The sequence below is a fragment of the Streptomyces sp. NPDC057697 genome, assembly GCF_042799335.1.
Taxonomy (GTDB): domain Bacteria; phylum Actinomycetota; class Actinomycetes; order Streptomycetales; family Streptomycetaceae; genus Streptomyces.
In genome coordinates this window covers 75,391-93,653 of sequence record NZ_JBHVJA010000012.1, presented here as the reverse complement: position 1 = coordinate 93,653, position 18,263 = coordinate 75,391, and the positions used below count along the sequence as shown (strand labels likewise).

Annotated in this window: 13 protein-coding genes and 1 riboswitch; of the genes, 9 read left to right on the top strand and 4 right to left on the bottom strand. The window is 70.7% G+C overall.

Features of this window, described 5'->3' with window-relative positions; genetic code table 11:
* Nucleotides 1–358: 358 nt before the first annotated feature.
* Entirely contained in the window at nucleotides 359–1,771 is a 1,413-nt protein-coding gene (locus ACFVFH_RS27380) for a short-chain fatty acyl-CoA regulator family protein (RefSeq protein ID WP_383773348.1), read from the bottom strand.
* 382 nt (nucleotides 1,772–2,153) lie between these two features.
* On the opposite strand from ACFVFH_RS27380, the gene aceA reads away from it, so the two are divergent.
* The 6 genes from aceA to nrdF all read left to right on the top strand — a co-directional run bounded on the left by aceA (nucleotide 2,154) and on the right by nrdF (nucleotide 10,508).
* A complete protein-coding gene (aceA, locus tag ACFVFH_RS27375) occupies nucleotides 2,154–3,437 on the top strand; it encodes an isocitrate lyase (RefSeq protein WP_383773346.1) in 1,284 nt (427 codons plus the stop codon).
* A gap of 265 nt (nucleotides 3,438–3,702) precedes the next feature.
* Nucleotides 3,703–5,295, top strand: a complete 1,593-nt coding sequence (aceB, locus tag ACFVFH_RS27370; RefSeq protein WP_383773344.1) for a malate synthase A — start codon at nucleotides 3,703–3,705, stop codon at nucleotides 5,293–5,295.
* Nucleotides 5,292–6,161, top strand: coding sequence for a 3-hydroxybutyryl-CoA dehydrogenase (locus ACFVFH_RS27365; protein ID WP_383773342.1), 870 nt, complete (start codon nucleotides 5,292–5,294; stop codon nucleotides 6,159–6,161). The genes aceB and ACFVFH_RS27365 overlap by 4 nt, the downstream gene beginning before the upstream one ends.
* Nucleotides 6,162–6,462: 301 nt before the next feature.
* Nucleotides 6,463–6,686, top strand: a riboswitch (cobalamin riboswitch).
* A 170-nt stretch (nucleotides 6,687–6,856) separates the two neighbouring features.
* A complete protein-coding gene (gene nrdI / locus ACFVFH_RS27360) occupies nucleotides 6,857–7,288 on the top strand; it encodes a class Ib ribonucleoside-diphosphate reductase assembly flavoprotein NrdI (RefSeq protein ID WP_383773340.1) in 432 nt (143 codons plus the stop codon).
* Entirely contained in the window at nucleotides 7,285–9,453 is a 2,169-nt protein-coding gene (nrdE, locus tag ACFVFH_RS27355; protein ID WP_383773338.1) for a class 1b ribonucleoside-diphosphate reductase subunit alpha, read from the top strand. The genes nrdI and nrdE overlap by 4 nt, the downstream gene beginning before the upstream one ends.
* Before the next feature lie 32 nt (nucleotides 9,454–9,485).
* Nucleotides 9,486–10,508, top strand: coding sequence for a class 1b ribonucleoside-diphosphate reductase subunit beta (gene nrdF, locus ACFVFH_RS27350; protein WP_383773336.1), 1,023 nt, complete (start codon nucleotides 9,486–9,488; stop codon nucleotides 10,506–10,508).
* A 45-nt stretch (nucleotides 10,509–10,553) separates the two neighbouring features.
* Here nrdF and ACFVFH_RS27345 read toward each other — a convergent pair whose 3' ends face one another.
* From ACFVFH_RS27345 to ACFVFH_RS27335, 3 genes are read right to left on the bottom strand one after another with little or no spacing between them, the layout of a single operon-like run.
* Complete coding sequence (locus ACFVFH_RS27345) at nucleotides 10,554–11,690, bottom strand: bifunctional 2-methylcitrate synthase/citrate synthase (protein WP_383773334.1); 1,137 nt, start codon at nucleotides 11,688–11,690, stop codon at nucleotides 10,554–10,556.
* Nucleotides 11,687–12,631 (bottom strand): methylisocitrate lyase, encoded by a 945-nt coding sequence (gene prpB / locus ACFVFH_RS27340; RefSeq protein WP_383773332.1) that lies wholly within the window; start codon nucleotides 12,629–12,631, stop codon nucleotides 11,687–11,689. The genes ACFVFH_RS27345 and prpB overlap by 4 nt, the downstream gene beginning before the upstream one ends.
* Entirely contained in the window at nucleotides 12,631–14,136 is a 1,506-nt protein-coding gene (locus ACFVFH_RS27335) for an MmgE/PrpD family protein (RefSeq protein WP_383773330.1), read from the bottom strand. Before ACFVFH_RS27335 ends, prpB begins: the two co-directional genes overlap by 1 nt.
* A 211-nt stretch (nucleotides 14,137–14,347) precedes the next feature.
* On the opposite strand from ACFVFH_RS27335, the gene ACFVFH_RS27330 reads away from it, so the two are divergent.
* The 3 genes from ACFVFH_RS27330 (at nucleotide 14,348) to ACFVFH_RS27320 (ending at nucleotide 18,210) form a co-directional block, all read left to right on the top strand.
* Nucleotides 14,348–15,790: a short-chain fatty acyl-CoA regulator family protein gene (locus ACFVFH_RS27330; RefSeq protein ID WP_383773328.1), complete on the top strand. Its 1,443-nt coding sequence runs from the start codon at nucleotides 14,348–14,350 to the stop codon at nucleotides 15,788–15,790.
* 416 nt (nucleotides 15,791–16,206) lie between these two features.
* Complete coding sequence (locus ACFVFH_RS27325) at nucleotides 16,207–17,271, top strand: PP2C family protein-serine/threonine phosphatase (RefSeq protein WP_383773676.1); 1,065 nt, start codon at nucleotides 16,207–16,209, stop codon at nucleotides 17,269–17,271.
* A 198-nt stretch (nucleotides 17,272–17,469) separates the two neighbouring features.
* Nucleotides 17,470–18,210, top strand: coding sequence for a carbonic anhydrase (locus ACFVFH_RS27320; protein ID WP_383773326.1), 741 nt, complete (start codon nucleotides 17,470–17,472; stop codon nucleotides 18,208–18,210).
* Nucleotides 18,211–18,263: the final 53 nt, after the last annotated feature.

The following is an 18,263-nucleotide window of genomic DNA, read 5'->3' as shown; positions in this document are numbered from 1 at the left end:
CCGGAGGGGGCGAACCCGCAGGCAGACGCTTCATGCAATCCCGCCATGCAATTGCATGAAGCGGAATACCGGGATGCTAGCCCCGGAAAATCGAACACCGCTGTCCCTCTACAAGGTGATCTCCGGACCGCATGGATTCCAGCCGTACCGCTTGAATGTCAGTTCGATTCGACTTCCGCGACACTGACCGAACTTGCCCGTAAAGCGGTCAAGTTCGATCAATATTTGATCGCGTAGCGAAGAAAAGAGAGGAAGGTCAATCACCCCGCCGTCCTGACCTCAGGGGAAGCCGTAGCCCTCCCGTCTGCGGACGCACGTACTGCCGTCGTGTGCCGGGGCGAAGCGACCGCCGCCAGGGTCAATCGGCGGCCCGGTCGTTCCCGACCGGGTAGGGCACGAAGGTGCTGCTGTTCTGGTCGATAAGCAACGGACGGCCCAGGGGTGGCGCGGCCCGCTGCGAGCAGTCGAGACGTTCGCAGACGCGGCAGCCCATGCCGATGGGGGTCGCGGCCGAGGAGTTGGTGAGGTCGAGGCCGTCGGAGTAGACGAGCCGGTGGGCGTGGCGGCTCTCGCAGCCGAGACCGATGGCGTAGGTCCTGCCGGGTTCGCCCCAGCCGCCGCGGTGCCGGGTGACGGCTCGCGCGGTCCACAGGAAGCGCCGGCCGTCCGGCATCTCGGCGACCTGGACATGGATCCGGCCGGGATTCGCGAGCGCCTCGTACACGTTCCACAGCGGGCAGGTGCCACCGGCCCGGGAGAAGTGGAAGCCGGTCGCGGACTGGCGTTTGGACAGGTTGCCGGCCCGGTCGACGCGCACGAAGGAGAACGGGACCCCGCGCAGTCGCGGCCGTTGCAGGGTGCTCAGCCGGTGGCAGACGGTCTCGTAGCCGAGACCGAACTGGTCGGTGAGACGCTCGATGTCGTAGCGGGCCTCCTCGGCCGCCGTGTGGAAGGCGGTGTAGGGAAGGACCAGTGCGGCGGCGAAGTAGTTGGCGATTCCGATACGCGCCAGCGCGTGGGTGGGCGATCCGGACGGGAAGTCCTCGGTGGCCGTCCGGTCGAGGTCCGCTCCGTGCTCCAGCAGAGCCAGCTGGGTCGCCATGCGGAACGCCCGCTGGCCGGGCCGCAGCCGCGAGGACAGGTGAAGGGTGCGGCTCGCGCCGTCGTAGCGGTGCAGTCGCGCCCCGGGTTCGGCCGCCAGACGAACACCGTGCGCCTTCGCGAGTCTCGATGTGAGGGCCGCGGTCACCTCGCCCGGCCGGATGCCGATCTCACCGGCCAGACGCTCGGCCGCGAGGTCGGTCTCGTGCAGGTAGTTCTGGCGGCGGTAGAAGAAGTCGCGGATCTCCTCGTGCGGCGAGGAGACGGTTCTCCGGTCACGGTCCCTGCCGTCCGCCGCCCCGGCCAGGCTCTCGGAGAGCTGCTGGTTGCGGCGCCCGAGGTCGAGAAGGACCTTGGCCACGCCCGGCAGCCGGGCTGCCAGGTCACCGAGGTCGGCGGCGGAGACCCGGGAGTCGGCGATCTCGCCGGCGAGTGCCTCGCGGAGGTCGGCCAGCAGACGTGTGGTGTCGCGCTCGGAGAAGAACCCGGGATCCACGCCGAACGCCTCGGTCAGCCGGAGCAGCACGGGGACGGTGAGCGGCCTGGAGTCGTGTTCCATCTGGTTCAGGTAGCTCGGGGAGATGCTCAGGACCCGGGCGAGGTCCGCCTGGCTCATCCGGCGCTCCTCGCGCAGCCGCCGCAGCCGTGCTCCCGCGTACGTCTTGCTCATCGAACCGCTCCTCCGCACCGGGATCCGACCCCGGTCAGCGTACGGGAACGTTCCGGGTTCGCACCCTTCGCAAGCTTGGCAAAAGGCGACGGGAAGATTCGCAAAGGTTGGCATACGTCCCCGCTTGTTGGCACTGAGTGCCAGTGCCAGAGTCGTAGTGCGGCCCGCCGAACCCGGCAGTCACAGCCTGAAACCGGGGCCCTTCTACCGACCTGCTGCCGGAGATCCCGGCACTGACGGCGATCTGCACCGGCAACATTGCCCGGCTCCACCTCCCGGTGACGGCGGGCCGCACCCCCAGTAGAACGACACGCAGTGCCACCTCTGTTCATCCGGGCAGCGGGCTTGGCAGCCAATACAGACCGAGGAGACCGTGACAGCCATGGCAGAAGCGAGGACGCAGGCGGCCGAGGAACTGGCGCTCCGCTGGACCACTGATCCCCGGTGGCAGGGCATCGAGCGCACCTACACGGCCGAGGACGTGGTCCGCCTGTCCGGCAGCGTCCGCGAGGAGCACAGCCTCGCGCGGCGCGGCGCCGAGAGGCTCTGGCGCCAACTGCACGAGCTCGACTACGTCCATGCCCTCGGCGCTCTCACCGGTGGTCAGGCGGTGCAGCAGGTGAAGGCCGGGCTGCAGGCCATCTACCTCTCCGGCTGGCAGGTCGCCGCCGACGCCAACCAGGCCGGTCACACCTACCCCGACCAGAGCCTCTACCCCGCCAACTCCGTGCCCCAGGTGGTCCGCCGGATCAACAACGCGCTGCTGCGTGCCGACCAGATCGCCACCGCCGAGAACGCCGGTGACACCACGGACTGGCTCGCGCCGATCGTCGCCGACGCCGAGGCCGGGTTCGGCGGCCCGCTCAACGCCTTCGAACTCACCAAGGCGATGATCGCGGCCGGCGCCGCCGGCATCCACTACGAGGACCAGCTCGCCTCCGAGAAGAAGTGCGGCCATCTCGGCGGCAAGGTCCTGGTGCCGACCTCGCAGCACATCCGCACCCTCAACGCGGCCCGGCTCGCCGCCGACATCGCCGATGTGCCCACCGTGATCATCGCCCGTACCGACGCCCTGGCGGCGAACCTGCTCACCACGGACGTGGACGAGCGCGATGCCGAGTTCGTCACCGGGGAGCGCACGGCGGAGGGCTTCTACCGGGTGCGCAACGGGATGGCGCCGGTGATCGCCCGCGGTCTGGCCTACGCGCCCTACGCCGATCTCATCTGGGTCGAGACCGGCACCCCCGATCTGGAGCAGGCCCGGGAGTTCGCAGAGGCCGTCCACGCCCGGTTCCCCGACCAGATGCTCGCCTACAACTGCTCCCCCTCGTTCAACTGGAAGGCCGCCCTGGACGACGACCAGATCGCGAAGTTCCAGCGTGAACTGGGCGCGATGGGCTACAAGTTCCAGTTCATCACGCTGGCGGGTTTCCACTCCCTCAACCACGGCATGTTCGACCTGGCCCACGGCTACGCCGAGCACGGCATGACCGCGTACGTGGACCTCCAGGAGAAGGAGTTCGCCGCGCAGGCGCAGGGCTTCACCGCCGTCAAGCACCAGCGCGAGGTCGGCACCGGCTACTTCGACCTGGTCTCCACCGCCGTCAACCCCGCCTCCTCCACCACCGCCCTGGCCGGGTCCACGGAGGAGGAGCAGTTCCACTAGGGCCTGTCGTCGAAGTGGCGTCGTCCGGCCGGAGGCCGGGCCCTGCGGTGTCCTGCGAGCGCGAGGCGGAGGACCGTTCCCGTACCGGGTGTACGGGGACGCCTCCGTCGACCACGCGGCGAGCGTGCGTGCTGGGCACCGCACGGCAGGCGGCACTTCGAAGACAGGTCCCGGGGCCCTTCGTCCGCCCTGTCCTCGGCCGGGCGGAGGGGGACGGGCCGTCTCCCGTCCCCCTCCGCCCCCATCCCCTCCTCAGGAGAGCCCGATGTCCCTCACCGCACTCACCCGCCCCGTCCGTGTCCTCGCGGCGCCCGGTCAGCGGCACGACGAGATACTCACCCCCGCCGCCCTGGAGTTCGTCGGCCGGCTCGTCGACGCATTCGCGGTACGTCGGCGGGAGCTGATGAAGGAACGGCGCCGGCAGGCGCTGCGGCTGGCGGCGGGCTCGCCCCTCGACTTCCCCGTGGCCACTTCCGCAGTGCGCGACGACCCCACCTGGCGAGTGGCGCCGCCCGCGCCCGGTCTCACCGACCGCCGTGTGGAGATCACCGGCCCGCCGGACCGCCGGACGGCCGCCGGTGCCCTCGGCTCCGGCGCCCAGGTGTGGGTCGCCGACTTCGAGGACGCCACCGCGCCCTTGTGGGACAACATCATCGGCGGGCAGCTGAACGTGCTCGACGCCGTCGAGGGACGTATCGGCTTCGCCGCGCAGGAGGGCCAGGGGTCCCGGCTCGGCGGACGACCCGCCACGGTCATGGTGCGGCCCCGGGGCTGGCACCTGGACGAGGAGCACCTGGAGTTCGACGGCCGCCCCGTCCCCGCCGCGCTCGTGGACTTCGGCCTCTGCTTCTTCCACTGCGCCCAGCGGCAGATCGATGCCGGGCGCGGCCCGTACTTCTATCTCCCCAAGCTGGAGAACCGGTACGAGGCCCGGCTGTGGAACGATGTCTTCCTCCTCGCCCAGGAACTGCTCGGCATCCCCCGTGGCACCGTCCGTGCCACGGTTCTGATCGAGACGATCACGGCCGCGTTCGAGATGGAGGAGATCCTCTACGAACTGCGGGAGCACAGCGCGGGGTTGAACGCGGGCCGCTGGGACTACCTGTTCAGCCTGATCAAGACGTTCGGCCACCGGTCCGACTTCCTCCTTCCCGACCGTGCCCGGGTCACGGCGGCCACCCCCTTCCTGCGGGCCTGCACCGACCTCCTCGTCCGTACCTGTCATCGGCGTGGCGCGCACGCCATCGGCGGGATGGCCGCCCAGGTGCCTGGCGAGGGCCCGGCCGCCGAAGAGGCCGTCCTGGCCAAGGTCCGCCTGGACAAGGAGCGGGAGGCCGAGGACGGCTTCGACGGCTCCTGGGTCGCCCACCCCGCCCTCGTTCCCGTCTGCCGCGCGGCCTTCGACGGAGTCCTCGGTGGGCGGCCCCACCAGCACGACCGTACCCGCGACGACGTCGAGGCCGGCCCGGCCGACCTGCTGTCCGTGCGCCGGATCAGCGGACCGCCCACCTCGGAAGGGGTGCGCACCAACATCTCCGTCATCCTGCGGTACTACGCCGCCTGGCTGCGCGGGCAGGGAACGGTCACCATCGACGGCCTGGTGGAGGACGCCGCCACGGCCGAGATCGCCCGAGTGCAGATCTGGCAGTGGCTGCGGCACCGCGTGGTCGACCGGGAGACCGTCGGGGTGCTGCTCGACGACGAGGTCGCGGCGCTCGGCGCCGAGTACCCGTGGGCGCCCGTGGACGACATCCGCGCACTCTTCGAACGGACGGCCATGACAGGCGAGTTGCCACAGTTCTTCACCCCGGACGCCTACAGCCGCCACCTCGTGCGCCGGACGGAGGTGCGGGCATGAGCGCGGGCATCGCACGCGTCGGCGTGGTCGGTGGCGGGCAGATGGGCGCCGGGATCGCCGAGGTGTGCGCGCGGGCCGGACTGGACACCGTGGTCTGCGAGGTGGACGCGGTGGCCGCCCGCACGGCACGGGACCGGATGGCCGCGTCCCTCGAACGGGCGGTCCGGCGCGGAAGACTGGAACGGGAGGCGGCCCGGGACGCGCTCGCCCGGACGGTGTTCACCGGCGGCCTGGACGTTCTCGCCGACCGGCAGCTCGTCATCGAGGCGGTCGTCGAGAACGCGGATGCCAAGACCGAGGTCTTCGCCGCCCTCGACAAGATTGCCGAGGACCCCGCTGCCATCCTCGCCACCAACACCTCCTCGCTGCCGATCATGCGGCTGGGCATGGCGACCGGCCGCGCGGACCGGGTCGTGGGGCTGCACTTCTTCAATCCCGTCCCGGTCCTGCCACTGGTCGAGGTGGTCCCCTCGCTGCACACCTCGGCCGCGACGACCGCCACGATCGAGGCCTTCGCCACCAGCGCACTCGAAAAGACGGTCATCCGCTCCCAGGACCGGGCGGGCTTCGTCGTCAACGCCCTGCTCATCCCCTATCTGCTCTCCGCCGTGCGGATGGCGGAGTCCGGATTCGCCTCGGCCGCCGACATCGACGCGGGCATGGAGCACGGCTGCGCCCATCCCATGGGCCCGCTGAAGCTGGCGGACCTGATCGGCCTGGACACCGTCGTCTCCATCGCGGAGTCGCTGTACGAGGAGTTCCGCGAGCCCCTCCACGCGCCGCCGCCACTGCTCCGGCGGATGGTGGAGGCGGGTCTGCTGGGCCGGAAGACCGGCCGGGGGTTCCACACCTACGACCAGGGCTGAGGGGCCCGCACCCGCCACGGGGGCCGGCGGGCCCTCGCGGCCGTGCCGGGCGAGGGGCGTGAAGCGCGAGTACGGCGCTTCGCGCCCCTCGCCGTGATTCCGCGCCGCCCCTCATCCCGCCTCGCCGCTCCTCGTCCTGCCGCGCTCCGCCCCGCGTCCGCCGTGCGCGTGCCGTCGTCGGGGCGGAATGTCCCGCGAGCAGGCGGCACCGCCCCCGTCGACCGAAGCAGGACTTAGGTATACCTAACTTTCGCCAGCGACACAACATCTGGGGTGTGCGCGCACACGGCCATCCAGATGTAGTGTTGGCGGTGCTGGTGGTTCGCCGGGCACTGCTGTGCTCGGCGTCGCAAGAGGGAACCCGGTGAAAGACCGGGACTGCCCCGCAGCGGTGAGCGGGAACGACCGCCGTCATACGCACTGGGCCCGACACATCGGGCCCGGGAAGCGACGGCCAGTAGGAGTCTCGAACGACACGAGACGCGCCCGTGAGTCCGAAGACCTGCCACCGGTGCGCACACCGGACAGCGGTGCGCGCGCTCCGAGGCCCCGAGGGAGGGCCGGGTGGCATACGCACGGCCCCGGGTGAGGCGTACCGTTCCACGGCCCCCCGGTCCCCAGCCGTACGCGCCGCACCGCTCCTCCCTCCCGGTCCTCGGGCAGAGACGGGAACGAGCGAGAGGAGACGGCGACCCATGAGCGAACTCGTTTATTTCTCCAGCGTCTCGGAGAACACCAGACGCTTCGTGGAGAAGCTGGACCTGCCGGCCACACGCATCCCCCTGCGTCCGCGCCACGAGGGCACGCCGCAGGTGACCGAACCGTATGTGCTGATCACACCGACCTACGGCGGCGGTGAACGAGCCGGCGCGGTCCCCAGACAGGTGATCCGCTTTCTGAACGTCGAGGCCAACCGGGCGCTGCTGTGCGGGGTCATCGCCTCCGGCAACACCAACTTCGGCGCCGACTACTGCCTGGCCGGCCGGGTGATCTCGGCGAAGTGCCGGGTCCCGGAGCTGTACCGATTCGAACTGCTGGGCACGGAACGAGATGTCCGCGCCGTACGGGAAGGGCTGCGGGAATTTTGGACACGACACTCATCGACGACGGAGCGACAGGCAGCATGAACACCTTCACCACGCCGGTCACGGCCCCCGCGGCCCCGCGCGAGCCGATCGGCACGCGCAAGGACTACCACGCGCTGAACGCCATGCTGAACATCTACGACTGCGACGGCGCGATCCAGTTCGACAAGGACCGCGAGGCCGTCCGTCAGTACTTCCTCCAGCACGTCGATCCCCACACGGTGGTGTTCGACTCGCTCAAGGAGAAGATCGACCACCTCATCGAGAACGACTACTACGAACGGGAGCCGATCCGGCGCTACCGGTGGGAGTTCGTGGAGGAGGCGTACCGGCAGGCGTACGCCCACGAGCACCGCTTCCGCACCTTCCTCGGCGCGTTCAAGTACTACACGTCGTACACCCTCAAGACCTTCGACGGCTCCCGCTACCTGGAGCGGTACGAGGACCGGGTCGTCGCGACCGCGCTGTTCCTCGGCGCGGGGGACGAGGCCCTGGCCTCCCGGCTGGTGGACGAGATGATGACCGGCCGCTTCCAGCCCGCCACCCCGACCTTCCTCAACGCGGGCAAGGCCCAGCGCGGCGAGCTGGTCTCCTGCTTCCTCCTGCGGGTCGAGGACAACCTGGAGTCCATCGGCCGCGGCGTCAACTCCGCCCTCCAGCTCTCCAAGCGGGGCGGCGGAGTGGCCCTGCTGCTGACGAACCTGCGCGAGCAGGGCGCGCCGATCAAGAAGATCGAGAACCAGTCGTCCGGTGTCGTTCCCGTGATGAAGCTCCTGGAGGACTCCTTCTCCTACGCCAACCAGCTCGGTGCGCGGCAGGGCGCGGGCGCGGTCTATCTGCACGCGCACCACCCGGACATCATGCGGTTCCTGGACACCAAGCGGGAGAACGCGGACGAGAAGATCCGGATCAAGACCCTCTCGCTCGGTGTCGTCGTCCCGGACATCACCTTCGAACTCGCCAAGCGCAACGAGGACATGCACCTGTTCTCGCCGTACGACGTCGAGCGGGAGTACGGCAGGCCGCTGGCCGATCTGTCGGTGAGCGAGCACTACGACGAGATGGTCGCCAATCCGCGCATCCGCACGACCAGGCTCGGCGCCCGCGAGTTCTTCAAGACGATCGCGGAGCTGCAGTTCGAGTCCGGCTACCCGTACCTGCTGTTCGAGGACACGGTGAACCGGGCCAACCCGGTGCCCGGCTGGATCAACATGTCCAACCTGTGCTCGGAGATCCTCCAGGTCAACACAGCCAGCACGTACGACGCCTCGCTCGGTTACGAGAAGGTCGGCCGGGACATCTCCTGCAACCTGGGGTCGCTCAACATCGCCGCCGCCATGGCCTCTCCGGACCTCGGCGCCACCGTCGAGACGGCGGTGCGCGGCCTGACGTCCGTCTCCGACCAGTCGAACATCGACGCCGTGCCGTCCGTGGCGCATGGCAACGACCTCTCCCACTCCATCGGCCTCGGCCAGATGAACCTGCACGGCTACCTCGCCTCGCAGCGCATCCACTACGGGAGCGAGGAGGGTGTCGACTTCACGAACATGTACTTCTACGCGGTCGCCTTCCACGCCCTGCACGCCTCCAACCGCATCGCGATCGAACGCGGCACCGCCTTCGACGGCTTCGAGAAGACCGCGTACGCCGACGGCTCCTACTTCGACAAGTACACCGAGCAGGTGTGGGAGCCGGCCACCGAGCGGGTGCGGAAGCTGTTCGCCGACGCGGGGACCCACCTGCCCACCCAGGACGACTGGCGTGAACTGAAGCGGTCCGTGCGGGAGCACGGCATCTACAACCAGTACCTCCAGGCCGTGCCGCCCACCGGGTCCATCAGCTACATCAACGACTCGACCCCCTCCATCCACCCGATCGCCTCCAAGGTGGAGATCCGCAAGGAGGGCAAGCTCGGCCGCGTCTACTACCCGGCGCCGCACATGGACAACGACAACCTGGAGTACTTCCAGGACGCGTACGAGATCGGCTACGAGAAGATCATCGACACGTACGCGGCGGCCACCCGCCATGTCGACCAGGGGCTGAGCTGCACGCTCTTCTTCCGGGACACGGCCACCACCCGCGATCTGAACAAGGCGCAGATCCACGCCTGGCGCAAGGGCATCAAGACCCTCTACTACATCCGGCTGCGCCAGGAGGCCCTGGAAGGCACCGAGATCGAGAACTGCCTGTCCTGCACCCTGTGACCGCCCCCGTCCGCGAACCCGAGGCACCAGCGATGACCACCACCCCCGCCCCCGTGACCGACACCTCGGTCACCCCTCCCTCCTACCGCCACGACCCGGCCGCCCGGTTGCGTCCGGTCAACTGGAACCGCGTCACCGACGAGAAGGACCTGGAGGTCTGGAACCGTCTCACGGCCAACTTCTGGCTGCCCGAGAAGGTCCCGCTCTCCAACGACGTGAACGCCTGGCAGCAGCGGCTGAGCGCCGAGGAACGCACCCTGACCATGCGGGTGTTCACCGGGCTGACCATGCTCGACACCGTGCAGGCGACGGTCGGCGAGATCGTCCAGATCCAGGACGCGCGCACCGAGCACGAGGAGGCGGTGTACACCAACATCGCCTTCATGCAGGCGGTCCACGCCCGCAGCTACTCCTCGGTGTTCTCGACGCTCGCCGGCACCCCGGAGATCGACGACGCCTACCGCTGGGCCGTGGACAACGACGTCCTCCAGCAGCGCTGCAAGACCGTCCTGAAGCACTACTACGGCGACGACCCGCTGAAGCGGAAGGTCGCCTCCACGCTGCTGTCGTCGCTGCTGCTGTACGCCGGCTTCTACCTCCCCCTGCACTTCTCCACCCATGCCCTGCTCACCAACACGGCGGACATGATCCGGCTGATCCTGCGCGACAAGGCGGTGCACGGCTACTACTCCGGCTACAAGTACCAGCGCGGCCTGGAGAAGCTGGACCCGGCCGGGCGGGAGGAGATGCGGAAGTTCACCCACGACCTGCTGGAGGAGCTGTACCAGCTGGAACTCCGGTACTCGGGCGACCTGTACGAGCCTCTCGGGCTGATGGACGACGTGGCCGTCTTCGTCCGCTACAACGCCGACAAGGCGCTGATGAACCTCGGTTACCCGGCGCGCTTCGGCGCGGACGCCACCGGGGTCAACCCGGAGATCCTGGCGGCGCTCTCGCCGGGCGCGGACGAGAACCACGACTTCTTCTCGGGCTCCGGCTCCTCGTACGTCATGGGCAAGGCGGAGGAGACCGCCGATGACGACTGGGACTTCTGAGAGGTGATCACGCCGGCGCCCCCGGCGTGATCGGTAGGAGCAGTCCTACGCAGCGCCCGGCACCGCCCGCCGGCCCGGACCGTCGTACGAGGCCAGCGGGCGGATCAGGGCGTTGTGGGCGAGCTGCTCCGTGATGTGCGCGGTCCAGCCGACGATGCGGCTCATCACGAAGATCGGTGTGAAGACCGGGATGTCGAAGCCCATGAGGTGGTAGGCGAGGCCGGCCGGGTAGTCCAGGTTGGGATGGATGCCCTTGCGGTCGGCCATGGCATGCCGCAGGGCCGCGTGGAGGGCGGCGAGCCGGGCCGCGTCGGGGTCGCCGGCGCGCTCCACCAGCCGGTCCAGGGCGTCCTGCATGATCGGGACCCGGGAGTCGCCGTGCTTGTAGACGCGGTGGCCGAAGCCCATGATCTTCCGTCCGGACGCCAGCGCGTCGGCCAGCCATTCCTCGGCGCGCTCCGGGTCGCCGATCTCCAGCAGCGTGTGCATCACGGCCTCGTTGGCGCCGCCGTGCAGAGGGCCCTTGAGCGCGCCGATGGCCGCGGTGACCGCGCTGTAGAGGTCGGAGAGGGTGGAGGTGACCACGCGCGCGGTGAACGTCGAGGCGTTGAAGCTGTGTTCGGCGTACAGCACGAGGGAGATCTCGAAGCAGCGGACCACGTCCGGGGCGGGCACGTTGCCGAAGCACATGTGGAAGAAGTTCTCCGCGTATCCGAGGCCGGGGTCCGGGGGGATGGGGTCCAGTCCCCGGCGGCGGCGCTGGTCCGCCGCCACGACGGTGGGCAGCTTCGCCAGCAGGGTCAGGGACTTGGCGCGGTTGGCGGCGGGGGTGCCGTCGTCCTCGGTGGGGTCCTCGGCGCCGAGGAAGCTGACGGCCGTGCGCAGCACGTCCATCGGGTGGCAGGTCTCGGGCAGCTTGCCCAGCAGTTCCAGCGTGGTGCGGTCCAGGGGGCGCAGGGCGCGTTCGCGGGCGCGGAAGTCGCGGAGCTGTGCCTCGCCGGGGAGTTCGCCGTACCAGAGGACGTGGGCGACCTCCTCGAAGGAGCGGCGGGCCGCGAGGTCCTGGACCGGGTAGCCGCGGTAGGTGAGGGAGTTGGTCTCCTGGATGACGGTGGAGATCCCGGTGGTGTCGACGACGACTCCGGCGAGGCCGCGGTGGATCTCGGGCGCGGTGGTGTTCATGAGGTGCCTGCTTCCGTGGGTCGGGTGCCGGGCCGGTTCCCGGGCGGAAGGGTGAAGTCGAAGACCGTCGAGTCGAAGGCCGTGTACTCCTCGTAGCCGAGGAGTTCGTACAGGCGGGCGCGGGTCTGCATGCGCGGCAGCAGGGACTCCTGGGTGCCCTCCGCGGCGAGCGTGCGCAGTCCTTCCTCGACCGCGCCCATGGCGATGCGCAGCAGCGTCACCGGGTAGAGGGCGATGTTGTAGCCGAGGTCCTCCAGGGTGGCCGTGCCGAGGAGCGGGGTCTTGCCGAACTCGGTGAGGTTCGCGAGCAGCGGTACGTCCACCGCCTTGCGGAACGCCTCGTACTCGGCGGCGTCCGTGAGCGCCTCGGGGAAGATGGCGTCCGCGCCGGCGTCGACATAGGCCTTCGCCCGGTCGATCGCCGCGTCCAGGCCCTCGACCGAGCGGGCGTCGGTGCGCGCCATCAGCAGGAAGTCCGGGTCCCGCCGGGCGTCGACGGCGCCCCGGAGGCGGCGGACCATCTCCTCGCGGGGCGCGAGGGTCTTTCCGTCCAGGTGCCCGCAGCGCTTGGGGGCGACCTGGTCCTCCAGGTGCAGCCCCGCCAGTCCGGCGTCCTCCAGGAGCTGGACGGTGCGGGCCGCGTTCATCGGTTCCCCGAAGCCGGTGTCGGCGTCGATGAGGACGGGGAGGTCGGTGGCGCGGGTCGTCTGCTGGGCGCGGGCCGCGATCTCGGTGGAGGTGGTCAGGCCGATGTCGGGCAGGCCCAGGTCGGCGGCGAGCACCGCGCCCGACAGGTAGACGGCGTCGAAGCCGGTGTCCTGGATGAGGCGGGCGGAGAGCGGGTTGATCGCGCCGGGCATGCGCAGCAGCCGGCCCGAGGCCAGTTGCTCGCGGAAGGTCCGGCGGCGTCCGGCGGGTGTGGTCCGTGTGTGCAGCACCATCAGAACAGGCCCTTCGGCAGGCTCGCGTCGTACGCGGCGACGGCGTCGGTGTCGACGGCCGGGAACAGTCCGTCGAGGCCGTCCGCCGGGAGATCGGCGAGGCGGGTGGCGGTGTCCAGGAACGCGTCCTGCGCATCCTCGCCGACGATGCCCTCGGTGAGGGTGCGGAACTTGCCGATGTATCCGGAGCGGTCGAAGGGCCGGGCGCCGGCCGGGTGGGCGTCGGCGACGGCGAGCTGGTCCTCGATCACCGAGCCGTCGTCCAGGGTGATCACCGCACGTCCCCCGAAGGCGCGGCGGTCCGGGTCGGGGTCGTGGTAGCGGCGCGTCCACTCCGGGTCCTCGACCGTCGTGATCCTGCGCCACAGGTCGACGGTCGAGGGGCGGCGGGCGCGTTCGGGGGCGTAGGACCGCTCGTGGTGCCAGGTCCCGTCCTCCAGCGCCACGGCGAAGATGTACGGCACGGAGTGGTCGAGCGTCTCCCGGTCGGCGTTCGGGTCGTACTTCTGCGGATCGTTCGCACCCGAGCCGATGACGTGGTGGGTGTGGTGGCTGGTGTGCAGGACGATCGAGCGCACGTTCCGCAGCGGCCCGGTCCTCTCGCGCAGCCGCCGCGCGAGGTCGATGATCGCCTGGGCCTGGTACTCGGCGGAGTGCTCCTTGGTGTAGGTGTCGAGGATCGCCCGGCGCGGTTCGCCCGGAGCGGGCAGCAGGACCGTGTAGTCGGATTCCGGGCCGTCCAGCATCCAGGCCAGGAAGCCGTCCTCGCCCTCGTAGACCGGGGACGGGGACGTCTCGCCGCGCATGGCCCGGTCGACGGCCTCGATGGCGGCCTTCCCGGCGAAGGCGGGCGCGTACGCCTTCCAGCTGGAGATGTCGCCCTTGCGGGACTGCCGGGTGGCGGTGGTGGTGTGCACAACCTGCTGCACCGCCTGGTACACCGTCTGCGTCGGCAGCCGCAGCATCGCCCCCAGCCCGCCCGCGGTGGCGGCACCGAGGTGGGCGACGTGGTCGATGCGGTGCTCGTGCAGACAGATGCCCTTGACCAGCGCGACGTGGATCTCGTACGCGGCGACGGCCCCGCGCAGCAGGTCGGCTCCGGTGCGGCCGGTGTGCTGGGCGACGGCGAGCAGCGGCGGGATGTTGTCGCCCGGGTGGGAGTAGTCGGCGGCCAGGTAGGTGTCGTGGAAGTCCAGCTCCCGGACCGCGGTGCCGTTGGCCCAGGCGGCCCACTCCGGGGAGACGCGGACGTCGGTGCCGAGGACGCGGGCGCCGGGGGCGGCGCGGTGGGCCATGGCCTGGGCGCGGGCGACCGCGACCGGGCGGCGCAGCAGCGAGGCGACGGCGACCGAGGCGTTGTCGATCACACGGTTGACGGCCATGGCGGCGCTGTCGGGGTCCAGTTCCTCGGTGCCGGTGGCCACCGCAGCCAGTTTCCAGGCGAGTTGTTCCTCGCGTGGAAGCCTCGCGGCGCTGGGGTGGACTCGGACGTGGTGCTCAATCACGGGACTCCTCGCGGGTGCGGACGGTCCTTCTCGGTGCTGACGTGATCGACGGTGCCCGCTCCCGGTCCGTCCGGCCACCCCTCCAATCTGCAAAATCCTTCCCTCACGGAGCTGCGAATCTGCGAATTCTGCGAAGAAGGCGGATGCTATCTTCGCAAGAATCCCCTACCGGAATGTCCCCACTTCCCGGCTTGTGACAAGGATGTGCGCCGTGCCACGAGAAGCAGCGGACCGCAAGATCTACGCCCGTGCCAAGCTGCGTCGGCTGCGCCGCGAGCACGGCATGAACCAGGTGGACATGGCCCGCGCCCTCGGCATCTCCACCAGCTACGCCAATCAGATCGAGCAGAGCCGGCGCCCGCTGACCGCCTCCGTGCTGCTGCGGATCGCGGAGGCCTTCGGGGTCGACGCGGAGTTCTTCTCCGAGGCCGACGAGGACCGGCTGGCCACCGATCTGCGGGCCGCGCTCGCCGACGAGGCGTGCGGGGTGGCCCCGCCGGCCCCCGAGGAGATCACCGAGGCCGCCCGCGACCACCCCGACGTGGCGCGTGCCCTGGTCGCCCTGCACCGCCGTTACCGGGACACGGTCGAGCAGGCCGCCGCCCTGGGGTCCCCGGGGCCGGGCGGCGCTCTGCTGCCCCCCGCCGAACCGCACGACGAGGTACGGGACTTCTTCTACGCCCACCACAACCATTTCGAGCCGCTCGACGCCGAGGCCGAACGGACGGCCGACGCATGGGGGCTGCGTCCGGGCCGGGCAGCCGACGCCCTCACGGCGCTGCTCGCCGAGCGCCACCACGTCCGGGTGGTCCGGGCCGCGCCGGGGCGGGCCGGGGACGCCCGGCGCTTCGTTCCCGAGACCGGGCTCCTGTTCCTGTCCCCATGGCTCAGCGACGGCCGGCGCGCCTTCCAGCTCGCCACCCAGCTCGCCCTGCTGGAACACGGCCCGCTCCTCGACCAACTGGCGGACGACGCCTCGGGGCTGACCGCTGCCGAGTCGCCGGCGCTGGCCCGTATCGGGCTGGCGAACTACTTCGCGGGCGCGCTCCTCATGCCGTACACCGCCTTCCACACGGCGGCGGAGGAGGTGCGCTACGACATCGAGCTGCTCTCCGCCCGCTTCGGCGTCGGCTTCGAGACGGTCTGCCACCGCCTGAGCACCCTCCAGCGCACCGGTCGGCGCGGAGTGCCCTTCTCCTTCCTGCGCGTCGACCGGGCGGGCAACATCTCCAAGCGGCAGTCCGCGACCGACTTCCACTTCTCCCGGCTCGGCGGCACCTGTCCCCTGTGGACCGTGTACGAGGCGTTCTCCGCGCCCGGCAGGATCCTCACCCAGGTCGCCGAGATGCCTGACGGCAAGCGGTATTTCTGGGTGGCGCGCACGGTCGCACGGGGCGGCTTCGGTCATCACGCCCCGCGCGCCGAGTTCGCGGTCGCCCTCGGCTGCGAACTGCGCCACGCCCACCGGCTCGTGTACGCCGAGGGCGTCGCTCTCGACGACCCGCGCGCCGCCACCCCGATCGGGCTCGGCTGCCGGATCTGCGAACGCCGTGACTGCGTGCAACGCGCCCGGCCGCCGGCGGGCGGACGGCTGGCCGTCGATCCCGACCGGCGGGCCTATGTGCCGTATCCGGTGGAGGGCACCGTGAGGTGACGGCGCCGGGCTTGGGGGGCGTCGCGGTGCCGGTGCGGATACGGGGGCGTACGGCGCCGGCGTGGGTTCGGAGGGCCCCGCCGGGCGCGGAGCCCGCGGTTCCACGGTCCTGACATGCCATGGGCTGGAGCAATGGCCGGGCGGGAACGTCGTGGGGCCGCAGGATGGACGTCTTGCCCACATCATGTGCCAGGAGTCCCGTGTGTACAGGCTGTTCGAGTGGAGCCGCCAGGAGCATCGTCCGCATGCAGGCCCACGCGGCGGCTCCGTCCTCCGACGGGGCGGCCTCCGTGCTCGCGCCGCTCGCTCGGTGACGGAGTGAGGCGGTGAGGTGGCCGGGCCGCCTCGGGGCGGCGCGTGACCGGGCGGCGCCGCCCGGCGGCGGAGACCCGCAGGTGCCGTCCGCTCCCCTGTGGATGCGGTGGCTGCCTGCCTTGTACGTCGTGGGCATCCTGGTGCTCGAACCCATCACGCCCGTGCAGTGGCCGGTGAGCTTCCTGCTCATCGCCCTTCCCGTGGTCGCGGCCTTCGCCCACGGCCCCGGCGCCGTCGCCGGGATCACGGTGTTCGCGGTCGTCTTCGAAGGAGTCCTGGCCGGCACCCCGTGCTGCGCGGGCCGCCCGGTGACCTACGTGTGGGAGCGCCACTACGTGGCCACCTACCTGAGCACCGCTGTGGTCGGCGTGCTCGGAACGTTCCTGGCCGCCCACCGCGTGCGCCGGGAACGCACCCTCGCCAACGTGCGTTTCGTGGCCGAGATCGCGCAGCGCGTCCTGCTGAGCCCGGTCCCGCACCGCATCGGCCCCCTCGTGGTCGAAGACCTGTACCTGTCCGCCGCCGCGGAGGCCCGCATCGGCGGCGACCTGTACGAGGCCGTCCCCACCACGTACGGACTCCGCATCGTCATCGGCGACGTACGCGGCAAGGGACTCGCCGCCGTCGAGACGGCCGCCACCCTTCTCGGCGCCTTCCGCGAGGCCGCCCACGACGAACCCGACCTCGCCGCCATCGCCCGCCGGGCGGAGACGAGCATGAACCGCAGGGCCGCCCTCCTGGCCGGGAACGAGGTGGGAGAGCGCTTCGTCACCGCCGTCTTCGCGGAGATCCCCCTCCGTGATGTGGTCCGCATCGTCAACTGCGGCCACCCCCCGCCCCTCCTCATCCGCCCCGACGGGGTCACCGAACTGGAGACGGCCGACCCCGCACCGCCTCTCAACCTGGGCATGCACCTCACGGAGGACTACCGGATCGACGAGTACCCCTTCGGTCCCGGCGACCAGTTGCTGCTCTACACCGACGGTGTCACCGAGACCCGCGACCGCACGGGAGCCTTCTACCCCCTCCACCGGCGTGTCCTCTCCTGGGAGCCCCTCCAGCCCCGGGAACTCCTCGACCGCCTCCACCACGACCTCCTCGTCTACAGCAACAACCACCTCCACGACGACACCGCGGCCCTGGCCGTCTACCACCTGCCCGAATAGGGGTGCGCTGAGCCTGTCGCTCCCCCGGGCCCGGTCCGCGCACCGGACACCGGGCCACGCGAACCGGGTCTGTGGGCCGTCGGTGGCACAGCGGGCCGAAGCCGCTCGTGCCTGTCGTGGTGTTCCCGCACGACGCTGAAGAATCGCCCCGGCCGAGAGGTACGGACCCGTCTCGGCGGACGGAAGGGAACACCCCCGATGGGCGGATCAGAACATCCGGATCGCAGAAAGCTGCTCGCCGGGGGGCTCGTGGTCGCCTCGGCCGCGCTCACCGGGTGCACATCGACGAGCGCCGCACCAGTGGCGGCCGGTGCGTCGCCGAACCCGCGTCCGACCACGCCCGCCGAGGCGTTCACGCGACTGATGGACGGCAATGAGCGCTGGGTGAGCGGAGACCTTCGGCACCCGGACCGGGATCCGAACCGGCGCGAGTTCGTGGCCCAGAAGCAGGAGCCCTTCGGGGCGGTCCTCTCCTGCATCGACTCCCGGGTGCCGCCGGAGCTCCTCTTCGACACGGGACTGGGTGACCTCTATGTGATGCGCACGGGAGGGGAGGCGGTCGGTCCGGTGGTCACGGGGTCGGTGGAGTACGGGCCGATGACGAGCGGCACTCCGCTCGTCGTGGTCCTCGGGCACCAGCGTTGCGGCGCCGTCGCGGCGGCCTACAAGTCCCTCCGGGACGGCAAGCCGCTGCCCGGCAACCTGGACGCGATCGCCAGGGCCCTGCGGCCGGCCTACGAGCAGGCGGTCCGGAAGGGCGGCTCCGATCCGGTCGAGACCATGGCCCGCGCGCAGGTCGAGCTGACCGCGTCCGGACTGCGCTCCAACCAGGACCTGGCACCGCTCGTGGAGAAGGGTGCGCTGGCCGTGGTCGGTGCCTACTACTCGCTCGACACCGGAAAGGTGGAGGTCCTGGCGGGCACGCCCGGGGGGTCGTAGACCTCGTGGACGGACCGGGCCGATGTGCTTCGCCCGCGCCTGCCCCCGCGCCC

Coding starts and splice junctions, on each gene's coding strand:
- ACFVFH_RS27320 (WP_383773326.1), top strand. CDS start 17,470: ATGGGCGGATCAGAACATCCGGATCGCAGAAAGCTGCTCGCCGGGGGG.
- prpB (WP_383773332.1), bottom strand. CDS start 12,631: ATGGTGCTGCACACACGGACCACACCCGCCGGACGCCGCCGGACCTTC.
- ACFVFH_RS27365 (WP_383773342.1), top strand. CDS start 5,292: ATGAGCGCGGGCATCGCACGCGTCGGCGTGGTCGGTGGCGGGCAGATG.
- ACFVFH_RS27345 (WP_383773334.1), bottom strand. CDS start 11,690: ATGAACACCACCGCGCCCGAGATCCACCGCGGCCTCGCCGGAGTCGTC.
- ACFVFH_RS27380 (WP_383773348.1), bottom strand. CDS start 1,771: ATGAGCAAGACGTACGCGGGAGCACGGCTGCGGCGGCTGCGCGAGGAG.
- aceB (WP_383773344.1), top strand. CDS start 3,703: ATGTCCCTCACCGCACTCACCCGCCCCGTCCGTGTCCTCGCGGCGCCC.
- nrdE (WP_383773338.1), top strand. CDS start 7,285: ATGAACACCTTCACCACGCCGGTCACGGCCCCCGCGGCCCCGCGCGAG.
- ACFVFH_RS27325 (WP_383773676.1), top strand. CDS start 16,207: ATGCGGTGGCTGCCTGCCTTGTACGTCGTGGGCATCCTGGTGCTCGAA.
- nrdF (WP_383773336.1), top strand. CDS start 9,486: ATGACCACCACCCCCGCCCCCGTGACCGACACCTCGGTCACCCCTCCC.
- aceA (WP_383773346.1), top strand. CDS start 2,154: ATGGCAGAAGCGAGGACGCAGGCGGCCGAGGAACTGGCGCTCCGCTGG.
- nrdI (WP_383773340.1), top strand. CDS start 6,857: ATGAGCGAACTCGTTTATTTCTCCAGCGTCTCGGAGAACACCAGACGC.